Here is a 20,212-nt window from a genome sequence, read left to right on the forward strand (position 1 = left end):
GGAATAGTGAGTTTTCCCTTGAATTGCAGGGGGTTCCGCTTGCTCTTGCATGTCCGCTCTCGATCGTGATCGGGCGCCTTATACAGTGCAAGCGTGGAAATAGCGAGACGGAGAACGTCAGACGAAGGCGACGGACACCCTCGTCGCCTTGCGGGCAGCGCCATAATCGCGTTCGTGCGGGGTTTGGCGGATGCCCTTTTCCTGGGCGACCATCAGATCGGCGATCACAGGATGGAAGACCTCACCGCGCTCGACATCGAACGCTTCGACGTCGTTGACTTCGACGGACTTGGCCTTGAACAGACTTAAGAACATGGTTTCCTCCCAGATTCCGCCTAACGGGCAAACGGTTGAATTCGTTCCGTTCATACAGGCAAATAGTTAAAATATTAACTATGTTTTCAACGAACGGCGTGGCCGTGCGACGCCTCAATAACATATTTACGAATTTTGCGGCCAGTTTTTGTTCTTCCCGAAATCGTGGCTGGCGTCGCTGCTGGAATCGGAAGACAAGAGGTGCTTCCCTGTTTGAAGAGTGACGCTATGTCTGAGACGAAGTCTGAAAAGCAAGCCACAGTCATTCCCCTGCCAGCGCCAGTCCTGTTGCCAATCAACGGATTGGATGCTCGTTTCCCGGTTCGCCGCGTCTACTGTGTGGGGCGGAATTATGCCGATCACGCCATCGAAATGGGCCACGATCCAAGCCGCGAACCGCCGTTCTTCTTCCAGAAGAACCCGAACAATCTCTTGTCCGGCGGCGCTGATTTCCCCTACCCGCCTTTATCGGCGGATGTGCATCACGAGGTCGAACTGGTGATCGCGCTGAAATCGGGGGGAGCCGATATCCCGGCCGACAAGGCGCTCGATTGCATCTACGGCTATGCCGTCGGCATCGATTTCACAAGGCGCGACCTGCAGGGCGAGGCAAAGAAGGCCGGACGGCCCTGGGAGATCGGCAAGGCGTTCGAGCATTCCGCTCCGGTTTCCGCGCTGATCCCGGCAGCACGGCTCGGACATCCTGACAAGGGCGCCATCTGGCTCGATGTGAACGGCAAGCGCGCGCAGCAGGGAGACCTTGAGCAGATGATCTGGAAAGTCCCGGAAGTCATCGCCGAACTATCGAAGCTTTTTACGCTGGCGCCCGGCGATATCATCATGACCGGCACGCCGGCAGGTGTCGGCCCGGTGAAGAGAGGCGATCGCATCGCTTCCGGCGTCGACGGCGTGGGCTTGCTCGAACTGTCAGTCATCTGATCGCGGAGGAAAGACGATGCCGCTTTATGCCTTGGGCGAGCTGACGCCGAAAACACCGAAATCCGGCCGCTACTGGCTGGCTCCCGATGCCTCCGTCATCGGAAAGGTCGAAATCGCGGAAGATGTCGGCATCTGGTTCAGCGCCGTTCTGCGCGGTGACAACGAACCGATCCTGATCGGTCGCGGAACCAATATCCAGGAAGGCGTCATGGTTCACACTGATCCGCAGTTTCCAACCACTATCGGCGAAGGTTGTACCATCGGCCACCATGCGATCATTCATGGCTGCACCATTGGCGACAACTCCCTGATCGGCATGGGCGCGACGGTGCTGAACGGCGCAAACATCGGCCGGAACTGCCTTGTCGGCGCCAACGCGCTGGTCACCGAAGGCCGTCAATTCCCGGAGGGATCGTTGATCATTGGCTCGCCCGCCAGAGCCATCCGGACGCTGGACGAGGCCGCAATCGAAGGCCTGCGCCGCTCGGCGGCCAACTATATCGCCAACTGGCAGCGCTTTGCCCGGGATATGAAGCGAATGGACTGACTCAGGAGGTCGTAAGCATGCCGTTGAACCGCAGCCATGTTTCGGCCAATTGCGCCCAGCTGATCACATCAGGCCGGGCCTTACCCATGCCCCAGCCATGCCCACCGGACTGGAAAACGTGGATTTCCGTGTCTATGCCAGCGCTGCGCAATGCCTGAAACATCATCAGGCTATGGTCGACGGGAACGATCGGATCGTCCAACGCATGGGCAAGAAAGATCGGCGGCGTGTCGCGGCTCACCTGTCGCTCTACGGAAAAATCCTCGCGCAGATCCTGCGTCGGATGACGCCCGATGATATTCAGCCGGCTCTGCGTCTGGTCGAACGGCGCCATCATCGTGATGACAGGGTAAAGCAGCGCTGCAAAGGCTGGCTTCATGACTTGGTTGTCGATGTCATCTGTGGGCACGTAAAAGCTTTCAGCCGCGCCCGTTGCCAGCATCCCTGCCAGGTGCCCGCCGGCGGAAAAGCCGAGAATGCCGGTGCGCGCCGGATGAATGCCAAGCCGCTCGCTCTGGGCGCGCATGATCTTCAGGGCCCGCATGCCGTCGAGGAATGGCGCGTGAATGCTCCAGCCTTCCTGTGGCACGCGATAGACAAGCTCGACCGCGGTAATGCCCCGAGATGCGAAATAGATGGCCGCCGGAGTGCTTTCGTTGACGATATCGACCTTGCGGTACCCGCCGCCAGAGCACAGCAGCATCGCAGCGCCACTTGGCTTGTCCGGCCTGTGGACGATCAGGCGCGGCGTGGAAATCTGCCGCAGCGCGCCACGCGGCGTCAGGTCTTCGCTCTGTGTCGGGCCGGCGCCGCCCGGAGGCTGACCGGGCCACAGATTGATGATTTCAATAGTTGTGTCGATCTCTGTCGCCGCCGCCTGGGCCTGGGATGCCGCGGCGACCAGGGCCACGCCAGCCAGAAAATTTCGCCTTTTCAAATCCATTCTCAGCCGCTCCGTCGAACTCTGTCGATCAAGCCTATGCCATGTTCATTGCGAACACGTAGCACAATGCCCGCGGATTTCGATGGTTGCCTTCTCGGCCTTAAATTTTTGTGATTTGAGCCAGTCCATCAGCCGGTGGTCGACCTCGTGGTCGTGAAACTCAATCACCTGGCCACAGCCCTCGCAGATGGCAAAGGCCACCAGACCATGGGTGTGACAATCCTCGTTCGGGTGGGCGCAGGCGACGAACGAGTTGATGCTTTCCAGCCGATGGACGACGCCGTATTCGAGCAGCTTGTCGAGCGCGCGGTAAACCTGCAATGGTGCCCGGAAACCGCTGTCGCGCAGCTTGTCGAGGATCGTATAGGCGCTGAGCGGCGCCTCGGCCTTGGTCAGCACGTCGAAGACGAGGCCCTGGTTCTTGGTCAACTGCGGCGTGTTCATGAGCCTTGTCCTTCCTGTTGTGCCGCCCGCGCGCCGTCTCGCCGGCCAAGCGGCAGCAGGCTGACAATGAAGAGCATCAGCGCCGCAACGACGATCGAGGGGCCGGAGGGCGTGTCGTAGCCAAGCGAGCCGAAGAGCCCGCCGACGACCGCCACCGCTCCAACCAGCGATGCAAGCACGGCCATTACCTCCGGCGTCGCCGCGAAGCGACGGGCTGTTGCCGCCGGGATAATGAGAAGCGAGGTAATCAGCATGATGCCGACGATCTTCATCGCAATGGCGATGACGACGGCCATCAAAAGCATGAAGAACAGCCGCGCCCTCTCCGGCCGCAATCCCTCGGCCTCGGCGAGGTCCGAACTGACGGTCGACGCCAGCAGCGGCCGCCACAGCCAGGCAATGGCCGCAAGCACAAGGATGCCGCCGCCCCAGATCATGGCTATGTCGGTCCAGGTCACCGCCAGAATGTCGCCGAAGAGAAAGGCGATGAGGTCGATCCGCACCCAGGTCATGAACGCGACCATGACAAGCCCGATTGCGAGCGTCGCATGCGACAGGATGCCGAGCAGCGCATCGGCAGACAGCGCCTGCCGGCGCTGCAGCAACAGGAGGAGGATCGACACGATCGCCGCGACGACAAAGACTGCAAGCGTCAGGTTCACCTGCAACAGCAGCGACAGCGCCACCCCGAGCAAGGCCGAATGCGAGATCGTGTCGCCGAAATAGGCCATCCGCCGCCAGATGATGAAGCAGCCAAGCGGCCCGGTCGTGATTGCCAGCCCAACACCGGCGACAAGCGCACGAAGGAAGAAATCGTCAAGCATGACGCTCTCCCGTGGTCTTCGCCGCCAAGTCCTCGTCGCCGTGGTGGTGATCGTGGCCATGCCCCGCATGATCGTGGCTGCCGTGGTCGTGATGCCCGTCTTCGGAATGACAATGATCGGTAATGGAACCGTCGGCATGCTGCACGCGGCCGTCAGGCAGATGCGCGTGATCATGATGGTGGCTATAGATGGCAAGCGAAGCGGCTGCGCGGCTTCCAAACAGCCGCACATATTCCGCGCTCTGGCTGACCGCCTGTGGCGTGCCCCGACAGCAGACATGCCCGTTGAGACAGATGACGGTGTCGGTCGCAGCCATGACGACGTGAAGATCGTGGGAGATTAGCAGGACGCCGCAACCGGTTGAATTGCGGATCGATTTTATGAGGTCGTAAAGCGCGATCTCGCCGCCGAAATCGACACCCTGGACGGGTTCGTCGAGGACGAGCAGATCGGGCTTTCTGGCAACGGCGCGCGCAAGCAACGCCCGCTGGAATTCGCCGCCGGAAAGATGCTGCACCTCCGCCTTGGCCAGATGCGCGATGCCGACCGCCTCGAGCGCCGCCATCAGCTCCGGTTCGGCGAGCGGTCCCGTCAACCGCATTAGCCGGCCGACGGTCAGCGGCAATGTCCAATCAACGGAGAGCTTCTGGGGCACGTAGCCAACCTTCAGACCGGCAATCCGCTCGACACGCCCCTCATCCGGCTTCAGCACACCGATGGCGGTCTTGGCGCTGGTCGACTTTCCCGAGCCATTCGGCCCAATCAGGGTGACGATTTCGCCGCGACGCACGGAAAAGTCGATGCCACGCACCAGCCATCGGCCATTTCGAAGGATGCCGACATTGGAAAGCGATACGAGAGCCTGTGCCTGATCGTTGACGGGAGAAAGCATGTTTTTCCGGGTTCCGCAGTTGCGCCCTGCTATCGCACACGTTATAGCATTACGCAATTGATGTAATAACATAACGGGCCGCATTCAAGCGGAGCTTTCGACAATGACGGCAAGAACCATCCTCAGCTTGGCAGCGGCACTGCTTTTTTCAAATGCGGCAATGGCTGGCGAGGTGCCCGGGGTCGTTGTCTCGATCAAGCCGATCCATTCGCTCGTCGCGGCCATAATGGACGGCGTCGGCAAGCCTGACCTGATCGTCGAGGGCGCCGCGTCGCCGCACACCTATTCGCTGAAGCCCTCGAACGCCCGTGCCCTTGAAGCTGCCAAGGTGATCTTCTGGGTCGGCCCCGGGATGGAAGCCTTCCTCAAGAAGCCGCTGTCGGCACTCGGCTCCAATGCCGTCATTGCCGAACTGGACAAGGCGCCGGGAATAAAGAAGCTAAAGTTCCGCGAAGGCGGCGCCTTTGAAGCAGATGACGACGGCGATGAGCCTGCGGCAGATGCCGGCAATCCTGCGCAGCAATTCGACACCCATCTCTGGCTCGACCCGATGAACGCTAAGGCGATGGCTGCCGAAATCACGACGACACTTGTGGCAGCCGATCCGGCCAATGCCCTGACCTATCAGGGGAACCAGACGGCGCTCAACGACAAACTCGACGCCCTCGACAGGGAGATCGTGACCGCGCTGTCACCGGTCAAGGATAAGCCCTTCGTGGTTTTCCACGACGCCTACCAGTATTTCGAGCGCCGCTATGGTGTCCGCGTTGCCGGTTCGATCACCGTCAGCCCGGAGACCATCCCCGGTGCTGCGCGCGTGGCGGAAATTCACGACAAGGTCGCAAACCTCGGCGCGACCTGCGTCTTTGCGGAACCGCAATTCGAACCGAAGCTGATCGACGTCGTCATCGAAGGCACGTCAGCCAAATCGGCAGTGCTCGATCCCGAAGCCGCGACATTGAAGGAAGGGCCGGAACTCTATTTTGAACTGATGCACGGTCTCGTCAATTCGCTAAAGAACTGCCTGTCGAACGATAGCTAGCGCAACCCCATCGAACGGAAAAAGTTGTCGCTCGCCGGAAGGGTAGCCGCGAAAAAATCAGCGCGCAGGCACGCAGCCTTTCGCCGTCACGTTCTGCAGGTTTATCAAGGCTCCGAAAATGAACCCCTTTTCGTCGCGCAACGGCGCCATCCTGCAATGCCAGTCCATCTCGCCGGTATCGGCCATGTCGTCGCGGAAAACATACTCGACCTTCTCACCGGCAAGACAGGCATCTAACTTCGGCTTGGTTCGTCGGGCGAAATTCTCGTGGCCGACGAATTCCACCGCGTGCCGGCCGATAAGCTCGATCGGCTTCAGGTTGAGATATTCGCCATTCGCCACATTGCTGTAGAGGAATCGGTAATCTCGGGTGATGACAAAAACGCGATCGGGCAGGCTGTCGAGAATAGTGTCGTTGAGCAGACGGCCGCGATCGAATTCCTCGGCATAAGGATCCGCCTTCATCGCGGGAAGCGCGACCAGCGAATCGGGCGCCGGCTCGTCGGAGCCCGCAAAATAGCGATCGACCAGGACAGACAATGCCTGGACGTTACGAATGACAGACGAGCGATCGTCCGCCTCGTCACGGATGAAATTGCCGATGAACTGAAGCTGCATGTAAATCTCAAGCGCGCTGCTCGCGCGATACTCGACAATCGCGGTGAACAACGGCCCCAGTTCGCGATCGAGAGAGCAGGCAAGCTCATCGTCGCCGTCTGTCACGGCCCGTCGCATCTGAGCACATTTCGTCGAAAAAGCGTGGAAGAGCGCAAGCAATATCCCCTCCTCATACAAACATCCAATTGAACTCAGCCCCCCGACCCGAGCTCCCAGGGAATTTTTCAATCAGCCAAGCGTTTCAATTCCAAAGCTGAACTTAAGTAAATCTGGGTAACATAACTTGAACTCAGGTTCAACAACCACTATCGACTTCACTTATAGGTAGTATTGAATTCAGTATAACTACTAAAGAATATTCTTCTTGATATTCCAGCGGTCGTGATACCAGAGCCACTGCTCCGGATTTTCCCTGACCCAACTCTCCACCTTGTCGTTCAGCATCTGGGCAGTGGCCGGCAGATCGAGATTGCCGTTGACGTCGAGCGGCACCTCCATCTTCGGCTCGATCTCGAGCCGATAGCGGTTGCCGGAAAGGCGCACGCAGCGCGCCGGATAGACCTCGCATTTGAACTGCCGCACCAGCTTCGGCAAAAGGGGATTGGTCTTGACGTCGAGGCCGAAGAACTTGGTCTTTGCGCCTTTGCGAAACTTCTGATCGACGAGCACGCCGACGCCCGCACCCGCTTCAAGCTGCCTGGCAAGCGCAAATGAAGAGCCAGCGTGCGACGGCACGAGCTTGCCCATGCGTTCGCTGCGAAAATCGAAGACCTTCTGCGCCACATAGGGATTGTTGGGCGGGCGAAACAGCACGGTCACCTTGAGCCCGAATGCGGCACCCGCCACCGGCAGCAGCTCGAAATTGCCGGTATGCGCCGTAAACACGATGAAGGGTCGCGGATTGTCGCGCAGATCGAGGAAAATCGGTATTCCCGACACCTCTACCCTGCCCGGCTTTTCGCTCGCCGGATCGAAATCGAACAGCCGGTCGAGGAACACATATTCGGCCGCCAGCCGGCCCATGTTTCCCCAGCTGGCGATGGCGATCGCCTCGATCTCTGCATCGCTCTTTTCGGGAAAGGCGTTGCGCAGATTGGTCAACATCAGCTTGTGCCGGCCCATGCGCGGCCCGATCGTTCGCATCAGCCGATCGGCAAAACGGATGCCTGCATCGGCCGGAAAGAGTTTTAGGAAATTGAGAAATCCGAAGGCTACCTGCGCGATCGACCATTGCCGAAAGCGCATCAGGGCAAGGACAATGCGGGTAATGAACAGCTTCAACAGATCAATCCATCTTCAGGATGATCTTGCCGAATATCTGCCGGGATTCCATTCGCTCAAGCGCCCGATCGATGTCGTCGAAGCGGACTTCGGTATCGATGACGGGATGGACGAGGCCGCGGGCCATCTTCTGCATGGCATCGGCCATATTCTCCATGCGGCAGCCGAACGAACCCAAAAGTTTCAGCTGGCGCTGGAACAGCATCATCAGGTTCATCTCGGTGGAAACGCCCGAGGTCGACCCGCAGGTCACAAGCCGTCCACCACGCTTCATGCACAGCATAGAGCCTGCCCAGGTGTCCTTGCCGACATGTTCGAAGACAACGTCGACGCCTTCCTTTTTGGTCAGCTTGCGCACGACGCCCTCGAAGCGATCGACACGGTAGTTGATGACGTGATCGGCGCCGAGCGCCTTTGCCTTCTCGATCTTGTCGTCGGAACCGACCGTGGTAATGACGGTGCAGCCGATCTTCTTCGCAAGCTGAATTGCGGCAGAGCCGATGCCGGACCCGCCGGCATGGATAAGGATGGTCTCGCCCGGCTCGAGCTTGGCGTTGTCGAACAGCATGTGCTCGACAGTACCGAAGGTCACCGGCGCAAGCGCTGCGGCAATGGCATCGACGCCGGGAGGAGCTGGAACCAGCAGCCGCGCCGGCAGGTTGACCTTCTCCTGCGCAAAGCCGTCGAGATGGAAACCGTGCACGCCGCTGACATGGTCGCAGAGATTGTCGCGACCCTCGCGGCAGGCGCGGCAAAGTCCGCAGGTGCGTGCGCCGTAGATCGACACGAGCTGCCCAGGCAGCACATTAGTAACGCCCGTCCCGATCGCCTCGACGACGCCGGAGGCCTCCGCACCGATCACCAGCGGCTTCTTGCGCTTGGCAAAGGCCATGCCGCGCCAGCCCCAGACGTCGATGTGATTGAGCGCGACCGCCTTGACGCGCAGGGTCACTTCACCGGGTCCTGGAGCATCGGGCTCCGGCAGGTCGGTGATTTCAAGCTTGCGGTCGTCGATCAGTTGCAAAGCGCGCATGGCAAAACCCTATCGCCCGGAGGCGTCGTCAATATCTCACGAGGCACAATCCCGAAAAACACGAAGCGGTTTTCGGGCTGTTATCATGCCAAACAATGGTTGCAGACAGCCTCTAAGCCGGATCGAGCGCCATGACAAGGCTGGCGTTCTGTCCGCCAAAGCCGAACGAGTTCGAAAGCACGGCATGCACCTGCTTTTCTCGCTTCCTGTTCGGCACGACATCAAGGGCGATCGCCGGATCGGGATTGTTGTAGTTGATCGTCGGCGGCAGCGTGCCGGCAAGCATCGTCTGCAGCGAGAACACGGCCTCGACGGCGCCGGCGGCGGTTAGCGTATGGCCGATCATCGACTTGTTGGACGAAACCGGAATGGAAGGCAGGCGATCGCCGAACACTGCGGACATCGCCCCATATTCCATCTTGTCGTTTTCCGGCGTCGAGGTGCCGTGGGCGTTGATGTAGCCAATATCTGTCTCGTCCATGCCTGCATCGGCCAGCGCCGCGCGGATCGTCGCGATCGCGGGCGCCCCGTCTGGCGAAGACCGGGTGCGGTGGAAGCTGTCGGCTTTGTCGCCACAGCCTTTCATGATGCCGAGGATCTTCGCGCCGCGGGCAATCGCAGCCTCGAGCGATTCCAGCACCAGGGTCGCCGCCCCCTCGGCGATGACAAAGCCGTCGCGGTCCTTGCTGAAGGGCTTGGATGCCTTGGTGGGCGGATCGTTCTGGGTCGACAGAGCCGACAGCAGCGAGAAGCGGATCAGGGCTTCCGCGCTCAGCGAGCCGTCGGTGGCAACCGTCAGCGCCCGCGATGTACGGCCCTGTCGGATGGCCTCGACGCCAAGCTGGATCGCCGTGACGCCGGAAGCGCAGGCGGTCGACAGCGTCACCGGCAGGCCGCGTGTGCCGAACCGGTCGGCAAGCCGCTCGGAGATCGCGCCAAACAGCGCCGCCTCGTGGAAACCCGGGTCCGGACGCTCGCGCATGGCGGCAAGGAAGCGGTTATAGGCATCGCCCTCGTGATCGGCGGGCGGCGAGCGATCGGCAAGTTCGAAGCGGGCGCTCCATTCCGGCTCGATCGGCGGTGCGGCAAGAAACAGCGGCCCGTTGAAATCGCCGGAAAGGCCCGCCTGCGCCAGTGCTTCGATGGTGGTCTCACGCGCAAAGGCATAGGATCGTTCGACGGCATTCGGAACCGGGATATCGATGAAATCGACAGTGCCGGCGATGCGCGTCGAGATGCCGTCCGTTGGGAAACGGGTGATGCCGTGGATGCCGGAGACGCCCGATGAAAGCGCCTCCCAATTGTCTTTTAGTCCCTGGCCGAGCGAGGTGATGATGCCCATACCGGTGACGGCGACGATCGGGCGGCCGAGATGATCCTTGTAGGCGGAAGTTGTCATGGTTGTGTCACTCCTCACGCTTCAGCGGAAAGTACGGCGATGCCTTCGCCACGCACGTGGCCGACTGTCGTCACCACAGCAGTTCTGGCACCGGCCTTCATCGGCAGTTCCTTGCCGGGATCGAATGGGGGCACTTTCGCCTTGTTGGCAAGGGCAAGAGCGGCGAAGGCCACACCGAGCGGGAACTGCGTCTCGAGCCCATGCCCGGAAATGCCGCCATAGCCGCGGATCGCCGCATTCGGCAATGTCGCCTCCAGCAAAGCCTTCTCGCGCGCTGCAAGATCATGAAAGCCGGTACTGCCTGAAAATACGATGGTGCCCTCGCCACGTGCTGCCTTGGCTTCGCCAAGCATGCGCTCAAGACGGGCCTCCATCCTGCCGTCGGCGCGATTGCCGCGATCACCTTCGATCGCATCGATCGTTGCATAGATCGTCGCGGCGCGGGCTTCGGCATGGGCGCGCGATTCGAGCACCAGGAAGGCGCCGAGCGAGCCGACGATCATGCCGCCGCCGTCCTCCGGCTTGCGAGACCAGAGCGGATGCCAATCGCCGAGCGCATGGCCGCTGATCGATTCGATCAGAAGGATCATGTCCAGACGTTCGGCGGAAAAGGCGCCACCGACGAGCGCATGGCTCGATTCGCCTGACTTGATACGATGAAAGGCAGTTTCGACTGCCGATATCCCGGCCGCCTCCTCGCCCATGAACGTGCGCGAAGAGCCCGTCACCTTGTGGACGATGGATATATTGCCGGCAAGAAGGTTCGAAAGCTGGGCGAGAAACAAGGTCGGGCGAAGTTCGGTCGTCAGCTTCTCGTTGAGGAGCAACTCGCGATCATTGCGCTTCAGGCCCTCGTTGACGATCAGCGTATCGACATTGATATCGCGCTCGCCGCCGCCGGCTGCCACGATCATGTCCATGCTACCGCAGGCTTCGAGATCGTCCTTGAAGCCTGCATCGTCGAGAGCCAGCCCGGCCGTGAACACGCCGATGCGCTGCCAGTTTTCCATCTGCCGCTGATCGCCGCGCTTTGGGATCTGCTGGGACCAGTCGATTTCCGGTAGCGGATGCACCGGATAGGGCTTGAATTTCTCGGTTTCGACGATGGTTGCGGGCGCGGTCGCTGCCGTCAGCAGCGCGACATGCGCGTCCTTGCCGACACCCTGGCAGGTGACGATGCCGACACCTGTCACAACCACATCATTCGGAGCCTTGGTCATACATCAATCCTCTTGGCTGCGCCGCGCATCGGCTGCCGCGTCCTTACGCGTTGGCGGCGATGGCGTCGAGAAGCCCGACTTCGCCTGCCCGCTTGCGCACGATGTCGGCCAGCGGCACTTCATTAAACGGCATGGTACGCAGCTTCAACTGCGCATCGCAGACCTTCTTTCCAGCAATGGTGATCCGCGCCTTGGTGACGGCGAAACCAGAGCCGTCGTGCTCCAGCTGCGCCTCGATATCGAGCACGGCCTCCGGCTCGACGAATGTGCGCATCTTTGCACTGTCGACGGTCATCAGGAACGGCATCGCTGCAAACTTGGTCACGGCAAGGACGAGCATGCCCGACGCCTGCGCCATCGTCTCGATCAACAAAACGCCGGGAACCAGTGGCATGCCGGGAAAATGGCCCTCGAAGACGGGGCTTTTGGCGGGAACAACGGAGCGAGCCTTCAAAAGGCCCTTGGAAAGATCGACGGATTCGATCCGGTCGATCATCTGGAAATATTCCAGCAGCATCAGTGCCTCCGATCCGACCCGGCGAGACTGAAATGCCCAGGCGGGATACGATACTTAAGAACGAAACCGCCCGGCCGCCATGTTTCAGAGCGGCAGGGCGTTAAAAAAGATTGGACGGTCGCTCAGGCCTTGGCAGCGCGCAGTTCGTCGATCTTGGCACAGAGGTTCTTGAGGACGAAATATTCCTCCGTCGAAACCTTGCCTTCGTTCACTTCCTGCGTCCACTGTTCCAGCGGAATCTTGATGCCGAATTCCTTGTCGATAGCAAAGACGATATCAAGGAAGTCGAGGCTGTCGATGCCGAGGTCGTCGATCGTATGGCTCTCCGGCGTAATCGTCTCACGATCGATTTCGCTCGTCTCTGCAATTATGTCGGCAACTTTATCGAATGTAGCAGTCACGCCCGTACCTCTTGAAATGATAGTTCAGCCCTCGTCATAGGGAAATCCATTCCAAAAGCCAATGGTATCAGCCAGAGCCTGCAGAAATTTGCGGAGATACTGTTGCCCAAACAGCAATGCCGGCCCATTCCGGCACCGCAAACCGCCCATCGCGCGATATCGCCGAGCCTACCGCTACCTGTCGTGCTGTGTTAGGGCGAGGTGTTCGACCGCGTTGCTCGCGACGCGCTCGGGCTCACCCCTGATGATGATATGCGTGTTGTGCAGACCAACCTCGGATGCGAGCGCGAAGAACTTGGCGGCGTTTTCCGTCTGCAGTCGGACACAGCCATGCGAAGCCGGCTGACCCAGATGCCTCACCTCGACGGTCCCGTGGACGGCATAGCCGCCGTCGAAAAATACAGCATAGGGCATCGGCGCATTGTCGTATTTCTTCGAATGATGATCGCGTGAAAGCCAGAGCGCGCTATAGGAGCCCGTGGGCGTGAAATAGCCCTTCCGAGCGGTCGAAACCTTCCAGTGATACTTGGTAACGCCGTCCTGGGTGACGGTCATTGTCTGTGTCGGAATGCTGACCTCGGCAACAAGCATCCCCGCATTTGCGGAAACGGCATGAAACTGCAAGCATAAAGTCGCGACAACCGCCGCCATGGTCTTCTTCATCTTCGTCCCCTCTGTCACGCCCCTTGAAGCGGGACGTTTTCGACTGACGGGACACTATCGGGAATTTGATTATATTCACTTAAGACGAGCACTGTTCTCGCGCGATTACGCCCGTGCTTATATTGCAGCGGCGATAGGCAAGCTCAAAGCAGGACGAGGAAGAGAACAAAAGCCGTGAAGGCAAGCATGTCGCAGGCCGAATAGAAGATCATCACCCCCGCCTCGACATCACTGACGGTGGCGACGTCGCGTCCCGCCCCGTTTATCATCGGTTCGCGAACGGTCTCGCCGCCATAGACGCGCGGGCCTGCAAGCTGGATGTCGAGCGCACCCGCCATCGCAGCTTCCGGGCGGCCGGAATTCGGCGAGCGATGCAGGCCGCCATCACGCATCGCGACCCTGATCGTATTGCTGAGTGCCGCGATACCGTTCTTGGCCAGCGCACCAACGGCAATCAGCAGGATCGACAGCCTTGCCGCCGGCCAATTGGCGATGTCATCGAGCCGGGCTGCGGCCCAGCCGAAATCGAAATAGGTTTCCGACTTATGGCCGATCATCGAATCCGCCGTGTTCAGCATCTTGTACATGAACAGGCCCGGCAGCCCGAAGACCGCATACCAGAGCGCCGGCGCCACGACGCCGTCCGAAAAATTCTCCGCAAGGCTCTCGATCGCCGCCCGACATACGCCGGCCTCATCAAGCGTTTCCGGGTCCCGGCCGACTATGCGCGAAACCGCGATCCGGCCGCCGGCAAGTCCATCGCTGCGTAGCGCGTTGGAGACGTCGTTGACGTGATCGGCAAGACTTTTCTGCGCGAGAAAGATAGCCACCAGCAAGGCTTCGACCATGATGCCGAACCAGCCGAAGATGCTGAGAAATACATGCAGCACTGAACCGGCAACAATGCTTGCAACGAGCAGCAGCAAGATCGCAACGACGCCGTTGCGCCTCCGCGTCGAGGCAGTCAGCCGTTTCAAATTCAGCTTGCGATCGAAGAACGAGATTGCCTTGCCGAAGACGACCACGGGATGCGGCACATGCGACCATAGCCAATGGGGATCGCCGATCAGCCGATCGAGCAGCAGCGCCAGAACCAGGATAAGGACATGTTCGTCGATCATCGTCTATCCAAATTCAGCCAGCGCCCGCGCCAGCCTCTGATCGGCTTCCTCGTCCGGCGCCAGGCCGAAACGTAGCCAATCACCGGCATAATCGAACTTGCGGACCAGAATGTGATGCATGGCCAGGTGCGTATATATGTCGCTCGCCCGGTGATCGGCAACGAGGGCGAACAAATCCGTTCCGCCAGCCACCTTGAGCCCGCTCCTTGCCAGTACCTCCTCAAGCGCACGCCGGCGTTCGCGGATGCGGTGGAAAATCGAGGTCTGATCACTTAAGAGCAATGATGCGGCGATCGACAATGCGGGTCCGGAGACCGCCCATGGTCCCAACCACTCCTCGAATTTCTCAAGGATCGCCCCATCCGCGATTGCAAAGCCAAGACGAAGACCGGCAAGGCCGAAGAATTTTCCGAAGGAGCGGAATATGATGAGGTTCGGCATGTCAAAGGCATAGGGGGCAAGGCTCGCCTCCGGCGACATATCGCCGAACGCCTCGTCGACGACGAGTAATCCGTCGCGGCGCGCAAGCCGGGAGTAAAGGGCCCTCAGCCGCTCGAGGGAGATCACACGTCCGTCAGGATTGTTTGGATTGACGACGACGACCAGCCCACAGTCGTCGCCTAGAGCGTCAATGTCGCTGATCGCATCGACCGAAAAAACCGCGGCCTGGAAGGCGCGCGCATATTCGCCATAGGTCGGGCAGAGGATCGCAACCCGCTTTCCCGGCGGAACGAGCCGCGGCAGGAGCTGAATGACGGACTGCGTTCCGGGGACGGGCAGAGGCAGGATATCGCCGCTGCGATAGTGGCCCCGAGCCGCCTGTCTTGCCTGCTCCACCAGATATTCATCCGGAAGCCGGTGCCAGGCGGTGACCGAGATGTCCGGCAGCGCCACCGGGTTGGGATTGATGCCGGTCGACAGATCGAGCCATTCCCGCGGTTCGCCGCCATAGATGCGCGCCGCCGCCGTGACGCCGCCGCCATGAGCGATCCTTCCGCTCATTCTTCCTCTCCGGCAAGATCGATCAGATGCATGTAGGAACCTGCTACATTGCCGCGACGCAGACCGGCATTTCCAAGTTCGACATGGAGGGCATCGCTTACGGCAAACAATCGATCCGCTTCGCCTTCCGAGACGATCGTCGAATAATGAAATTCGTGCGCCGTCATCGGGCGATTGAAATAGTCGCGGCTGAGCGGCGTAACACGCCGATAGCCGAGATGTCTTTTGCGGGTTTCATAGCTGGTGACCACCGGCAGCATCCCCAGCATCCGGTGGCGCTTTCCCGATGCATCCACCAACCCGTCGCCGAGAACCATATAGCCACCGCATTCCCCATAGATGCGGATGCCGCGTCCGGCTGCCTCGTTCATTGCCGCGCGGAATTTCTCAGCCGCGGCAATCGTCCCGGCATGTAGCTCCGGATAGCCGCCCGGCAGATAGATCGCATCCGCGTCAGCCGCCGGAGCCTCGTCGGCAAGCGGCGAGAAAAACGAGATTTCCGCACCGCGCCGACGCCAGCCCAGCAGCATGTGCTCATAGGAGAATGCGAAGGCGATATCGCGGGCAACGGATATGCGCTGGCCGAGCGGCGGCAAGCGCGCGATGTTGGCGGTTGAGGGCCGCACGCTTCCCTGCTGCGCGGCACGAAGCAGCAATTCGAAATCGCACTCGGCCGATACCGCCTCAGCGGCGCGCTCGATGAACTCCTCGAGACCCGAATGCTCTTGCGCCTGGACAAGGCCCAGATGCCGCTCCGGCAGCGCAAGGGCCTTGTCGGCACTGACGACGCCGACGACCGGCATCCGGATCGCATCCAGCGCGCTGCGCAGCATCGCCTCGTGGCGGTCGCTTCCGACACGGTTGAGAATGACGCCGGCGATGCGGATATCGGCGCGGAAATTGGCAAAGCCGCTGACGAGTGCGGCAACCGACTGCGACATCCGCGAGGCATCGACGACGAATATCGCCGAAAGCGAGAGGATCGCCGCCAGATCCGCCGCCGTTCCCCGGCCGTCCACCGCACCATCGAACAGTCCCATCATCGCCTCGATGACGAGGGTTCGGCCGCCGCTTCGATGCAGGGCGGCATTGGCGGATATCAATTCGGCCCGCATTGCCCAGGGATCGAAATTCAGGCAGGGCGTGCCGCTTGCCGCAGTATGGAATGCGGGATCGATGTAGTCGGGGCCAGCCTTGCCGGGAGCCACGGAAATGCCCCGCTTGCCAAGGGCGCGCAGGAGGCCAAGTGTGATCGTGGTCTTGCCGGAGCCGGAGGACGGTGCCGCGATCAACAGGCCGCTCATGCCGGGACCTTGCGGGCAGCAACCCGCCTCGTTTCCGGCTGCAGTTTGCGCCCGGAAAGCGCGCCAAGCCAGTCCAGCGACGGCCGCAGGCGAACGACTTCGCCAACGACCACGATCGCCGGAGGCTCGAGGCCTGAGGCGGCAACGGCACCTTCCGCCTCACCGAGCGTCGTCTCCAGTACCTGCTGTTGAGGCGTTGCCGCATTGCAGACGAAGGCGACGGGTTCGTCAGGGGACCGGCCTGCGGCAATCAGATTGGCGCTGATCTGGGCAATATGCTTCATCGCCATGTACATGACGATAACGGGGGAGCCCTTGCCGATCGCCTCCCAGTTGATCGCATCCGGCACCAGCCCCGAGGAATCGTGCCCGGTCAGGAAAGTGACGGCGTGGTTGATGTCGCGATGGGTGACGGGGATGCCGGCATAGGCAAGTCCGCCGATCCCGGCGGTGATACCGGGAACGATGCGAAATGGAATGTCATGCGCCACCAGCATCAGCGCTTCCTCGCCGCCGCGCCCGAAGACGAATGGATCGCCCCCCTTCAGTCGCAGCACGCGCTTGCCGGCGCGCGCAAGCTCGACCAGCCGCAGCGAGATATCGCGCTGCTTGGCTGATGGCTTGCCGCCACGCTTGCCCGCAAACTCCAGCGATGCACCTGGGCGGGCGAGCTTCAGGCAGTCTTCGTTGACGAGCGCGTCGTGGACCACGACATCCGCTTCTGCCAGTCCCTTGGCGGCAAGCAGCGTCAAAAGCCCAGGGTCGCCGGGCCCGGCTCCCACAAGCCAGACGCTGCCCGGCTCCAACGCCGGCAGGTTGGAAAATGCGCTATCGTTCATCCCTGCTGTCCTATGCCCGCCCAATCGAAATTGCAATCTTGCGAACGCGCCTGCCGCCCGCTGAAGCTGCCTTGCCAAATGGCAGGCTTTCAGCGGTATGCAAATCGTAGATCAACTTGGCCGGCGATGCGTTGGTTTGCGCGCTATGCGGTTCTCCCTGTGCGACGCGGCCTTTACCGGAGAAAACCGAATCAAACTATCAATACCCTCATCCAAATTATGAGCGCCTAATCGTAGGAAATTGAAATGATTCGAGCTTAAGGCATCGCCTTCGCAAGCGGGAGAAAGGCGTCGAGCCGCCCCTTCCAACGAAGACATCAGTGTCCAGCGCCGCCCAGAATGGTGTCGCGAATGAGGTCCACGACCTTTTCGGACTGGATGCTGGTGCAGACGATCTGGCTCGGCAGATTGTCCCAGTCTCCCGGTGGAAAGTGTTTGCCAGCTGGCTTCACCACCGTCTGGCCGTCGGCAATACCGCCGCAGACGACGCGCACCGCACCCTCGATGCTGGTAAAGAGCTCCGGGGCGACGATATAGGCGCTGGCGCAGCTGTCATGCACCATCATGCCGTCGTCGACGGCGTGCTTGTAGAAGTCGATATAGGATTGCGACAGCTCGTTGAGCAGCTGAACGTCCTTGCCGCCGGCCTTGGCCATGTCGCCGAGATAGCTTCGGCTCATCGTCGTAATCGCAGTGACGTCAAGGCCGATGACAACAACCTTCCATGCGGCCGTCATGACGACGTCGGCTGCTTCCGGATCGCCGTGGATATTGGCCTCGGCCACCGGAGTGACGTTGCCTGGAACATAGAAGGAGCCGCCCATGATGACGACATCCTTCACCAGTCCTGCGATCTCGGGGTCTTGCTTCAGCGCCAGGGCAAGGTTGGTCATGCGTCCCACGGCCACAAGCCGCACCTCGCCCGGATTGGCCCGGACCGTGTCGATGATGAACTGGTAGGCCGGACGCGGATCGGTCGGCAGATCGACGGCCTGGGGCAGATCGATATCGCCGAGGCCGTTATGGCCGTGCACGAAGGTCGGCCAAGGCCGCTCTTGGCGCGAGGGATCGAGCGTCACGCTGGCGCCCTTGGCGACGGGGCACAGTATGTTCCACTCGCGCTTCAGGAACAGCGCGTTGCGGGTCGTCGTCTCGACGGCGGCATTGCCGAATACCGTGGTCACGCCGAGGAGATCGATCTGCGGGTGGCGATGCAGGAAGAGCAGAGCCATTGCGTCATCAACGCCCGGGTCCGTGTCATAAATGACTTTATGCATGATAGGTCCTTGTTACACTTCTTCAGCCGACGCCAGACGAGTGGCAATCGGCGGGTGCGTCACCATACCCACGGCGGCTATTTCCGCAATATTAGATGCGGCTTTGCGCGATTAGGTCACAGCCCATGCGCATGCATCAGGATCTGGCCAGTCTCTATGCGACGATGGGCCGGCCAGCGTCCCACATGGCTTAAAGGGTCTGCACGCCCGTGCGGAAGCTTGGCCAGACGATTCTGGCGATTGCAGCGGTCGCGAAGGCGGATTTGATCTTCGGGACAACGAGAACACCCGCAGTGCCAGCCGCCGCCAACGCCGCTGCCTCAGCAACTCCGTGACAACCGACGCGGGCAAAGACGAGATCGGACGGATTGGCGAGCCTTGGCGTTTCCCGTTCGAGTGTGGCGGCATCGAAAAATCGGGCAACAACGCCGAGTAGCGCGGCAGTGGCAAGGATCGCCGGCTCTTCAGTTTTCGCATCGATCGAGCCCAGCGCGAGGATCTCGCTCGCCGTGATGCCCGCCTGTTCCAGGGCGCTGAGCGCCAGGGCGGCGACGTCTTCTACCGGAGCGTCGCGCTCGCAGCCCATGCCCAGAACATATCGCGCGGAATTGTCGGTCGGATTGAGATCTTCTAAGTGAGCGGCCAAGGGAGCATTCTCTGAAACGGCAGGAGATCGTGTCTATCCCCTGCCCGGCATGACGTCAATTTCGCCCACGCTTCCAAAACAACGGTTGCCGGAAATCGCCGCGAATGCAACAAGGCCTCGCATCGCCACCACCTCCCTTGAGTCCCCGCCTTGCAAGATATCGCCCTCAATCTGCTGCTCCTGCTATTTGCCGCCGCATTCTTTGCTGGCTTTGTCGATTCGATCGCAGGTGGCGGCGGGCTGATCACCGTGCCAGCCATGCTGATCGCCGGCATACCACCGTTGCAGACGCTCGCAACCAACAAGGTGCAATCGATATTCGGTGCCGGGTCTGCAACGCTTGCCTATGCGCGCAACGGTCACGTAAAGCTCCGCGACCAGCTGCCAATGGCGCTGATGGCAGTGTTCGGAGGTGCGCTGGGCGCAGCGCTCGCCACGATAATGCCGAGCGATGCGCTGCGCATCATCATGCCTTTCCTTCTGATCGCCATCGCGCTCTATTTCGCATTCAAGCCGAACCTTGACGACGTGGAAAAGCATAGGCGCTTGACCCCCATGCTGTTCGGCCTGACCTTCGTGCCGCTAATCGGCTTTTACGACGGCGCTTTCGGCCCGGGCACCGGCTCGTTCCTGATGCTTTCCTTCGTGACGCTCGCAGGCTTCGGGCTCCTGAAGGCCACGGCGCACACCAAGCTCTTGAACTTCGGCTCCAACCTCGGCGCCCTGATCGTCTTCATCTTTTCCGGCGCCATCCTCTGGAAAGTCGGCCTGACGATGGGTCTCGGCCAGTTCCTCGGAGCGCAGGTCGGATCGAAGGTCGCCATGCGCATCGGCGCAAAGATTATCAAACCTCTTCTCGTTGTCGTTTGTCTTGCCTTTGCGGTCAAACTCATCGCCGACCCGACCAATCCGGTCAGGGTGTGGCTCGGGATCTAGCGTCCGACG

Annotated in this window: 23 protein-coding genes; 4 read left to right on the forward strand and 19 right to left on the reverse strand. The window is 60.7% G+C overall.

Annotation, left to right across the window (positions count from 1 at the left end):
* Window positions 1-117: 117 nt before the first annotated feature.
* The gene (locus tag AB4Z52_RS07080; protein WP_442217199.1) at window positions 118-315 is read right to left on the reverse strand and encodes a hypothetical protein; all 198 of its coding nucleotides are present in this window, start codon (window positions 313-315) and stop codon (window positions 118-120) included.
* A 228-nt stretch (window positions 316-543) separates the two neighbouring features.
* Here AB4Z52_RS07080 and AB4Z52_RS07085 point away from each other — a divergent pair, with 228 nt between their 5' ends.
* Both AB4Z52_RS07085 and AB4Z52_RS07090 read left to right on the forward strand, forming a co-directional pair.
* Window positions 544-1,254 carry a fumarylacetoacetate hydrolase family protein gene (locus AB4Z52_RS07085; RefSeq protein ID WP_442217200.1) on the forward strand — a complete coding sequence of 237 codons (711 nt, stop codon included), beginning with the start codon at window positions 544-546 and terminating at the stop codon, window positions 1,252-1,254.
* Window positions 1,255-1,270: 16 nt separating this feature from the next.
* The gene (locus AB4Z52_RS07090) at window positions 1,271-1,801 is read left to right on the forward strand and encodes a gamma carbonic anhydrase family protein (protein ID WP_442217201.1); all 531 of its coding nucleotides are present in this window, start codon (window positions 1,271-1,273) and stop codon (window positions 1,799-1,801) included.
* Window position 1,802: 1 nt separating this feature from the next.
* Here AB4Z52_RS07090 and AB4Z52_RS07095 read toward each other — a convergent pair whose 3' ends face one another.
* From AB4Z52_RS07095 to AB4Z52_RS07110, 4 genes are read right to left on the reverse strand one after another with little or no spacing between them, the layout of a single operon-like run.
* Entirely contained in the window at window positions 1,803-2,744 is a 942-nt protein-coding gene (locus AB4Z52_RS07095; RefSeq protein ID WP_442217202.1) for an alpha/beta hydrolase, read from the reverse strand.
* 45 nt (window positions 2,745-2,789) lie between these two features.
* Entirely contained in the window at window positions 2,790-3,188 is a 399-nt protein-coding gene (locus tag AB4Z52_RS07100) for a Fur family transcriptional regulator (protein ID WP_442217203.1), read from the reverse strand.
* Entirely contained in the window at window positions 3,185-4,012 is an 828-nt protein-coding gene (znuB, locus tag AB4Z52_RS07105) for a zinc ABC transporter permease subunit ZnuB (RefSeq protein ID WP_442217204.1), read from the reverse strand. The genes AB4Z52_RS07100 and znuB overlap by 4 nt, the downstream gene beginning before the upstream one ends.
* Window positions 4,005-4,904 carry an ATP-binding cassette domain-containing protein gene (locus tag AB4Z52_RS07110; RefSeq protein WP_442217205.1) on the reverse strand — a complete coding sequence of 300 codons (900 nt, stop codon included), beginning with the start codon at window positions 4,902-4,904 and terminating at the stop codon, window positions 4,005-4,007. Before AB4Z52_RS07110 ends, znuB begins: the two co-directional genes overlap by 8 nt.
* A gap of 103 nt (window positions 4,905-5,007) precedes the next feature.
* On the opposite strand from AB4Z52_RS07110, the gene AB4Z52_RS07115 reads away from it, so the two are divergent.
* Window positions 5,008-5,946, forward strand: a complete 939-nt coding sequence (locus AB4Z52_RS07115; RefSeq protein ID WP_442217206.1) for a zinc ABC transporter substrate-binding protein — start codon at window positions 5,008-5,010, stop codon at window positions 5,944-5,946.
* A 57-nt stretch (window positions 5,947-6,003) separates the two neighbouring features.
* On the opposite strand, the gene AB4Z52_RS07120 is transcribed toward AB4Z52_RS07115, so the two are convergent.
* The 14 genes from AB4Z52_RS07120 to AB4Z52_RS07185 form a co-directional block, all read right to left on the reverse strand.
* The gene (locus AB4Z52_RS07120) at window positions 6,004-6,669 is read right to left on the reverse strand and encodes a PAS domain-containing protein (protein WP_442217207.1); all 666 of its coding nucleotides are present in this window, start codon (window positions 6,667-6,669) and stop codon (window positions 6,004-6,006) included.
* 243 nt (window positions 6,670-6,912) lie between these two features.
* Window positions 6,913-7,845, reverse strand: a complete 933-nt coding sequence (locus tag AB4Z52_RS07125; protein WP_442217208.1) for a lipid A biosynthesis lauroyl acyltransferase — start codon at window positions 7,843-7,845, stop codon at window positions 6,913-6,915.
* Window positions 7,846-7,849: 4 nt separating this feature from the next.
* Window positions 7,850-8,878 (reverse strand): zinc-binding dehydrogenase, encoded by a 1,029-nt coding sequence (locus AB4Z52_RS07130; RefSeq protein WP_442217209.1) that lies wholly within the window; start codon window positions 8,876-8,878, stop codon window positions 7,850-7,852.
* A gap of 112 nt (window positions 8,879-8,990) precedes the next feature.
* Window positions 8,991-10,277 carry a beta-ketoacyl-ACP synthase gene (locus AB4Z52_RS07135; RefSeq protein ID WP_442217210.1) on the reverse strand — a complete coding sequence of 429 codons (1,287 nt, stop codon included), beginning with the start codon at window positions 10,275-10,277 and terminating at the stop codon, window positions 8,991-8,993.
* 14 nt (window positions 10,278-10,291) lie between these two features.
* Window positions 10,292-11,497: a beta-ketoacyl-ACP synthase gene (locus AB4Z52_RS07140; RefSeq protein WP_442217211.1), complete on the reverse strand. Its 1,206-nt coding sequence runs from the start codon at window positions 11,495-11,497 to the stop codon at window positions 10,292-10,294.
* A gap of 43 nt (window positions 11,498-11,540) precedes the next feature.
* On the reverse strand, window positions 11,541-12,014 hold the full coding sequence (locus tag AB4Z52_RS07145; protein WP_442217212.1) for a 3-hydroxyacyl-ACP dehydratase FabZ family protein: 474 nt from the start codon (window positions 12,012-12,014) through the stop codon (window positions 11,541-11,543).
* Window positions 12,015-12,136: 122 nt separating this feature from the next.
* Window positions 12,137-12,415 (reverse strand): acyl carrier protein, encoded by a 279-nt coding sequence (locus AB4Z52_RS07150; RefSeq protein WP_046797252.1) that lies wholly within the window; start codon window positions 12,413-12,415, stop codon window positions 12,137-12,139.
* Between the two features lie 174 nt (window positions 12,416-12,589).
* The gene (locus tag AB4Z52_RS07155; protein ID WP_442217213.1) at window positions 12,590-13,078 is read right to left on the reverse strand and encodes a L,D-transpeptidase; all 489 of its coding nucleotides are present in this window, start codon (window positions 13,076-13,078) and stop codon (window positions 12,590-12,592) included.
* Window positions 13,079-13,221: 143 nt separating this feature from the next.
* Entirely contained in the window at window positions 13,222-14,199 is a 978-nt protein-coding gene (cbiB, locus tag AB4Z52_RS07160; protein ID WP_442217214.1) for an adenosylcobinamide-phosphate synthase CbiB, read from the reverse strand.
* 3 nt (window positions 14,200-14,202) lie between these two features.
* Window positions 14,203-15,201, reverse strand: a complete 999-nt coding sequence (gene cobD, locus AB4Z52_RS07165) for a threonine-phosphate decarboxylase CobD (RefSeq protein ID WP_442217215.1) — start codon at window positions 15,199-15,201, stop codon at window positions 14,203-14,205.
* Window positions 15,198-16,505, reverse strand: a complete 1,308-nt coding sequence (locus AB4Z52_RS07170) for a cobyrinate a,c-diamide synthase (protein ID WP_442217216.1) — start codon at window positions 16,503-16,505, stop codon at window positions 15,198-15,200. Before AB4Z52_RS07170 ends, cobD begins: the two co-directional genes overlap by 4 nt.
* The gene (cobA, locus tag AB4Z52_RS07175; RefSeq protein ID WP_442217217.1) at window positions 16,502-17,344 is read right to left on the reverse strand and encodes a uroporphyrinogen-III C-methyltransferase; all 843 of its coding nucleotides are present in this window, start codon (window positions 17,342-17,344) and stop codon (window positions 16,502-16,504) included. The genes AB4Z52_RS07170 and cobA overlap by 4 nt, the downstream gene beginning before the upstream one ends.
* Before the next feature lie 317 nt (window positions 17,345-17,661).
* Window positions 17,662-18,621: a nucleoside hydrolase gene (locus AB4Z52_RS07180; protein ID WP_442217218.1), complete on the reverse strand. Its 960-nt coding sequence runs from the start codon at window positions 18,619-18,621 to the stop codon at window positions 17,662-17,664.
* Between the two features lie 190 nt (window positions 18,622-18,811).
* The gene (locus AB4Z52_RS07185) at window positions 18,812-19,207 is read right to left on the reverse strand and encodes a cobalamin biosynthesis protein (RefSeq protein ID WP_442217293.1); all 396 of its coding nucleotides are present in this window, start codon (window positions 19,205-19,207) and stop codon (window positions 18,812-18,814) included.
* Between the two features lie 210 nt (window positions 19,208-19,417).
* Between AB4Z52_RS07185 and AB4Z52_RS07190 the strand changes: the two genes are divergently transcribed.
* Window positions 19,418-20,203: a TSUP family transporter gene (locus AB4Z52_RS07190; protein ID WP_442217219.1), complete on the forward strand. Its 786-nt coding sequence runs from the start codon at window positions 19,418-19,420 to the stop codon at window positions 20,201-20,203.
* Window positions 20,204-20,212: the final 9 nt, after the last annotated feature.

It is taken from the genome of Rhizobium sp. 2YAF20, assembly GCF_052114685.1.
Taxonomy (GTDB): Bacteria; Pseudomonadota; Alphaproteobacteria; order Rhizobiales; family Rhizobiaceae; genus Rhizobium.

Excerpts from the sequence above, each read along its gene's own strand:
- znuB (WP_442217204.1), bottom strand. The coding sequence starts at position 4,012 with ATGCTTGACGATTTCTTCCTTCGTGCGCTTGTCGCCGGTGTTGGGCTG.
- AB4Z52_RS07080 (WP_442217199.1), bottom strand. The coding sequence starts at position 315 with ATGTTCTTAAGTCTGTTCAAGGCCAAGTCCGTCGAAGTCAACGACGTC.
- AB4Z52_RS07115 (WP_442217206.1), top strand. The coding sequence starts at position 5,008 with ATGACGGCAAGAACCATCCTCAGCTTGGCAGCGGCACTGCTTTTTTCA.
- cobD (WP_442217215.1), bottom strand. The coding sequence starts at position 15,201 with ATGAGCGGAAGGATCGCTCATGGCGGCGGCGTCACGGCGGCGGCGCGC.
- AB4Z52_RS07090 (WP_442217201.1), top strand. The coding sequence starts at position 1,271 with ATGCCGCTTTATGCCTTGGGCGAGCTGACGCCGAAAACACCGAAATCC.
- AB4Z52_RS07170 (WP_442217216.1), bottom strand. The coding sequence starts at position 16,505 with ATGAGCGGCCTGTTGATCGCGGCACCGTCCTCCGGCTCCGGCAAGACC.
- AB4Z52_RS07140 (WP_442217211.1), bottom strand. The coding sequence starts at position 11,497 with ATGACCAAGGCTCCGAATGATGTGGTTGTGACAGGTGTCGGCATCGTC.
- AB4Z52_RS07155 (WP_442217213.1), bottom strand. The coding sequence starts at position 13,078 with ATGAAGAAGACCATGGCGGCGGTTGTCGCGACTTTATGCTTGCAGTTT.
- AB4Z52_RS07085 (WP_442217200.1), top strand. The coding sequence starts at position 544 with ATGTCTGAGACGAAGTCTGAAAAGCAAGCCACAGTCATTCCCCTGCCA.
- AB4Z52_RS07145 (WP_442217212.1), bottom strand. The coding sequence starts at position 12,014 with ATGCTGCTGGAATATTTCCAGATGATCGACCGGATCGAATCCGTCGAT.
- AB4Z52_RS07185 (WP_442217293.1), bottom strand. The coding sequence starts at position 19,207 with ATGGGCTGCGAGCGCGACGCTCCGGTAGAAGACGTCGCCGCCCTGGCG.
- AB4Z52_RS07110 (WP_442217205.1), bottom strand. The coding sequence starts at position 4,904 with ATGCTTTCTCCCGTCAACGATCAGGCACAGGCTCTCGTATCGCTTTCC.
- AB4Z52_RS07180 (WP_442217218.1), bottom strand. The coding sequence starts at position 18,621 with ATGCATAAAGTCATTTATGACACGGACCCGGGCGTTGATGACGCAATG.
- AB4Z52_RS07135 (WP_442217210.1), bottom strand. The coding sequence starts at position 10,277 with ATGACAACTTCCGCCTACAAGGATCATCTCGGCCGCCCGATCGTCGCC.
- AB4Z52_RS07100 (WP_442217203.1), bottom strand. The coding sequence starts at position 3,188 with ATGAACACGCCGCAGTTGACCAAGAACCAGGGCCTCGTCTTCGACGTG.
- AB4Z52_RS07095 (WP_442217202.1), bottom strand. The coding sequence starts at position 2,744 with ATGGATTTGAAAAGGCGAAATTTTCTGGCTGGCGTGGCCCTGGTCGCC.
- cbiB (WP_442217214.1), bottom strand. The coding sequence starts at position 14,199 with ATGATCGACGAACATGTCCTTATCCTGGTTCTGGCGCTGCTGCTCGAT.
- AB4Z52_RS07130 (WP_442217209.1), bottom strand. The coding sequence starts at position 8,878 with ATGCGCGCTTTGCAACTGATCGACGACCGCAAGCTTGAAATCACCGAC.
- cobA (WP_442217217.1), bottom strand. The coding sequence starts at position 17,344 with ATGAACGATAGCGCATTTTCCAACCTGCCGGCGTTGGAGCCGGGCAGC.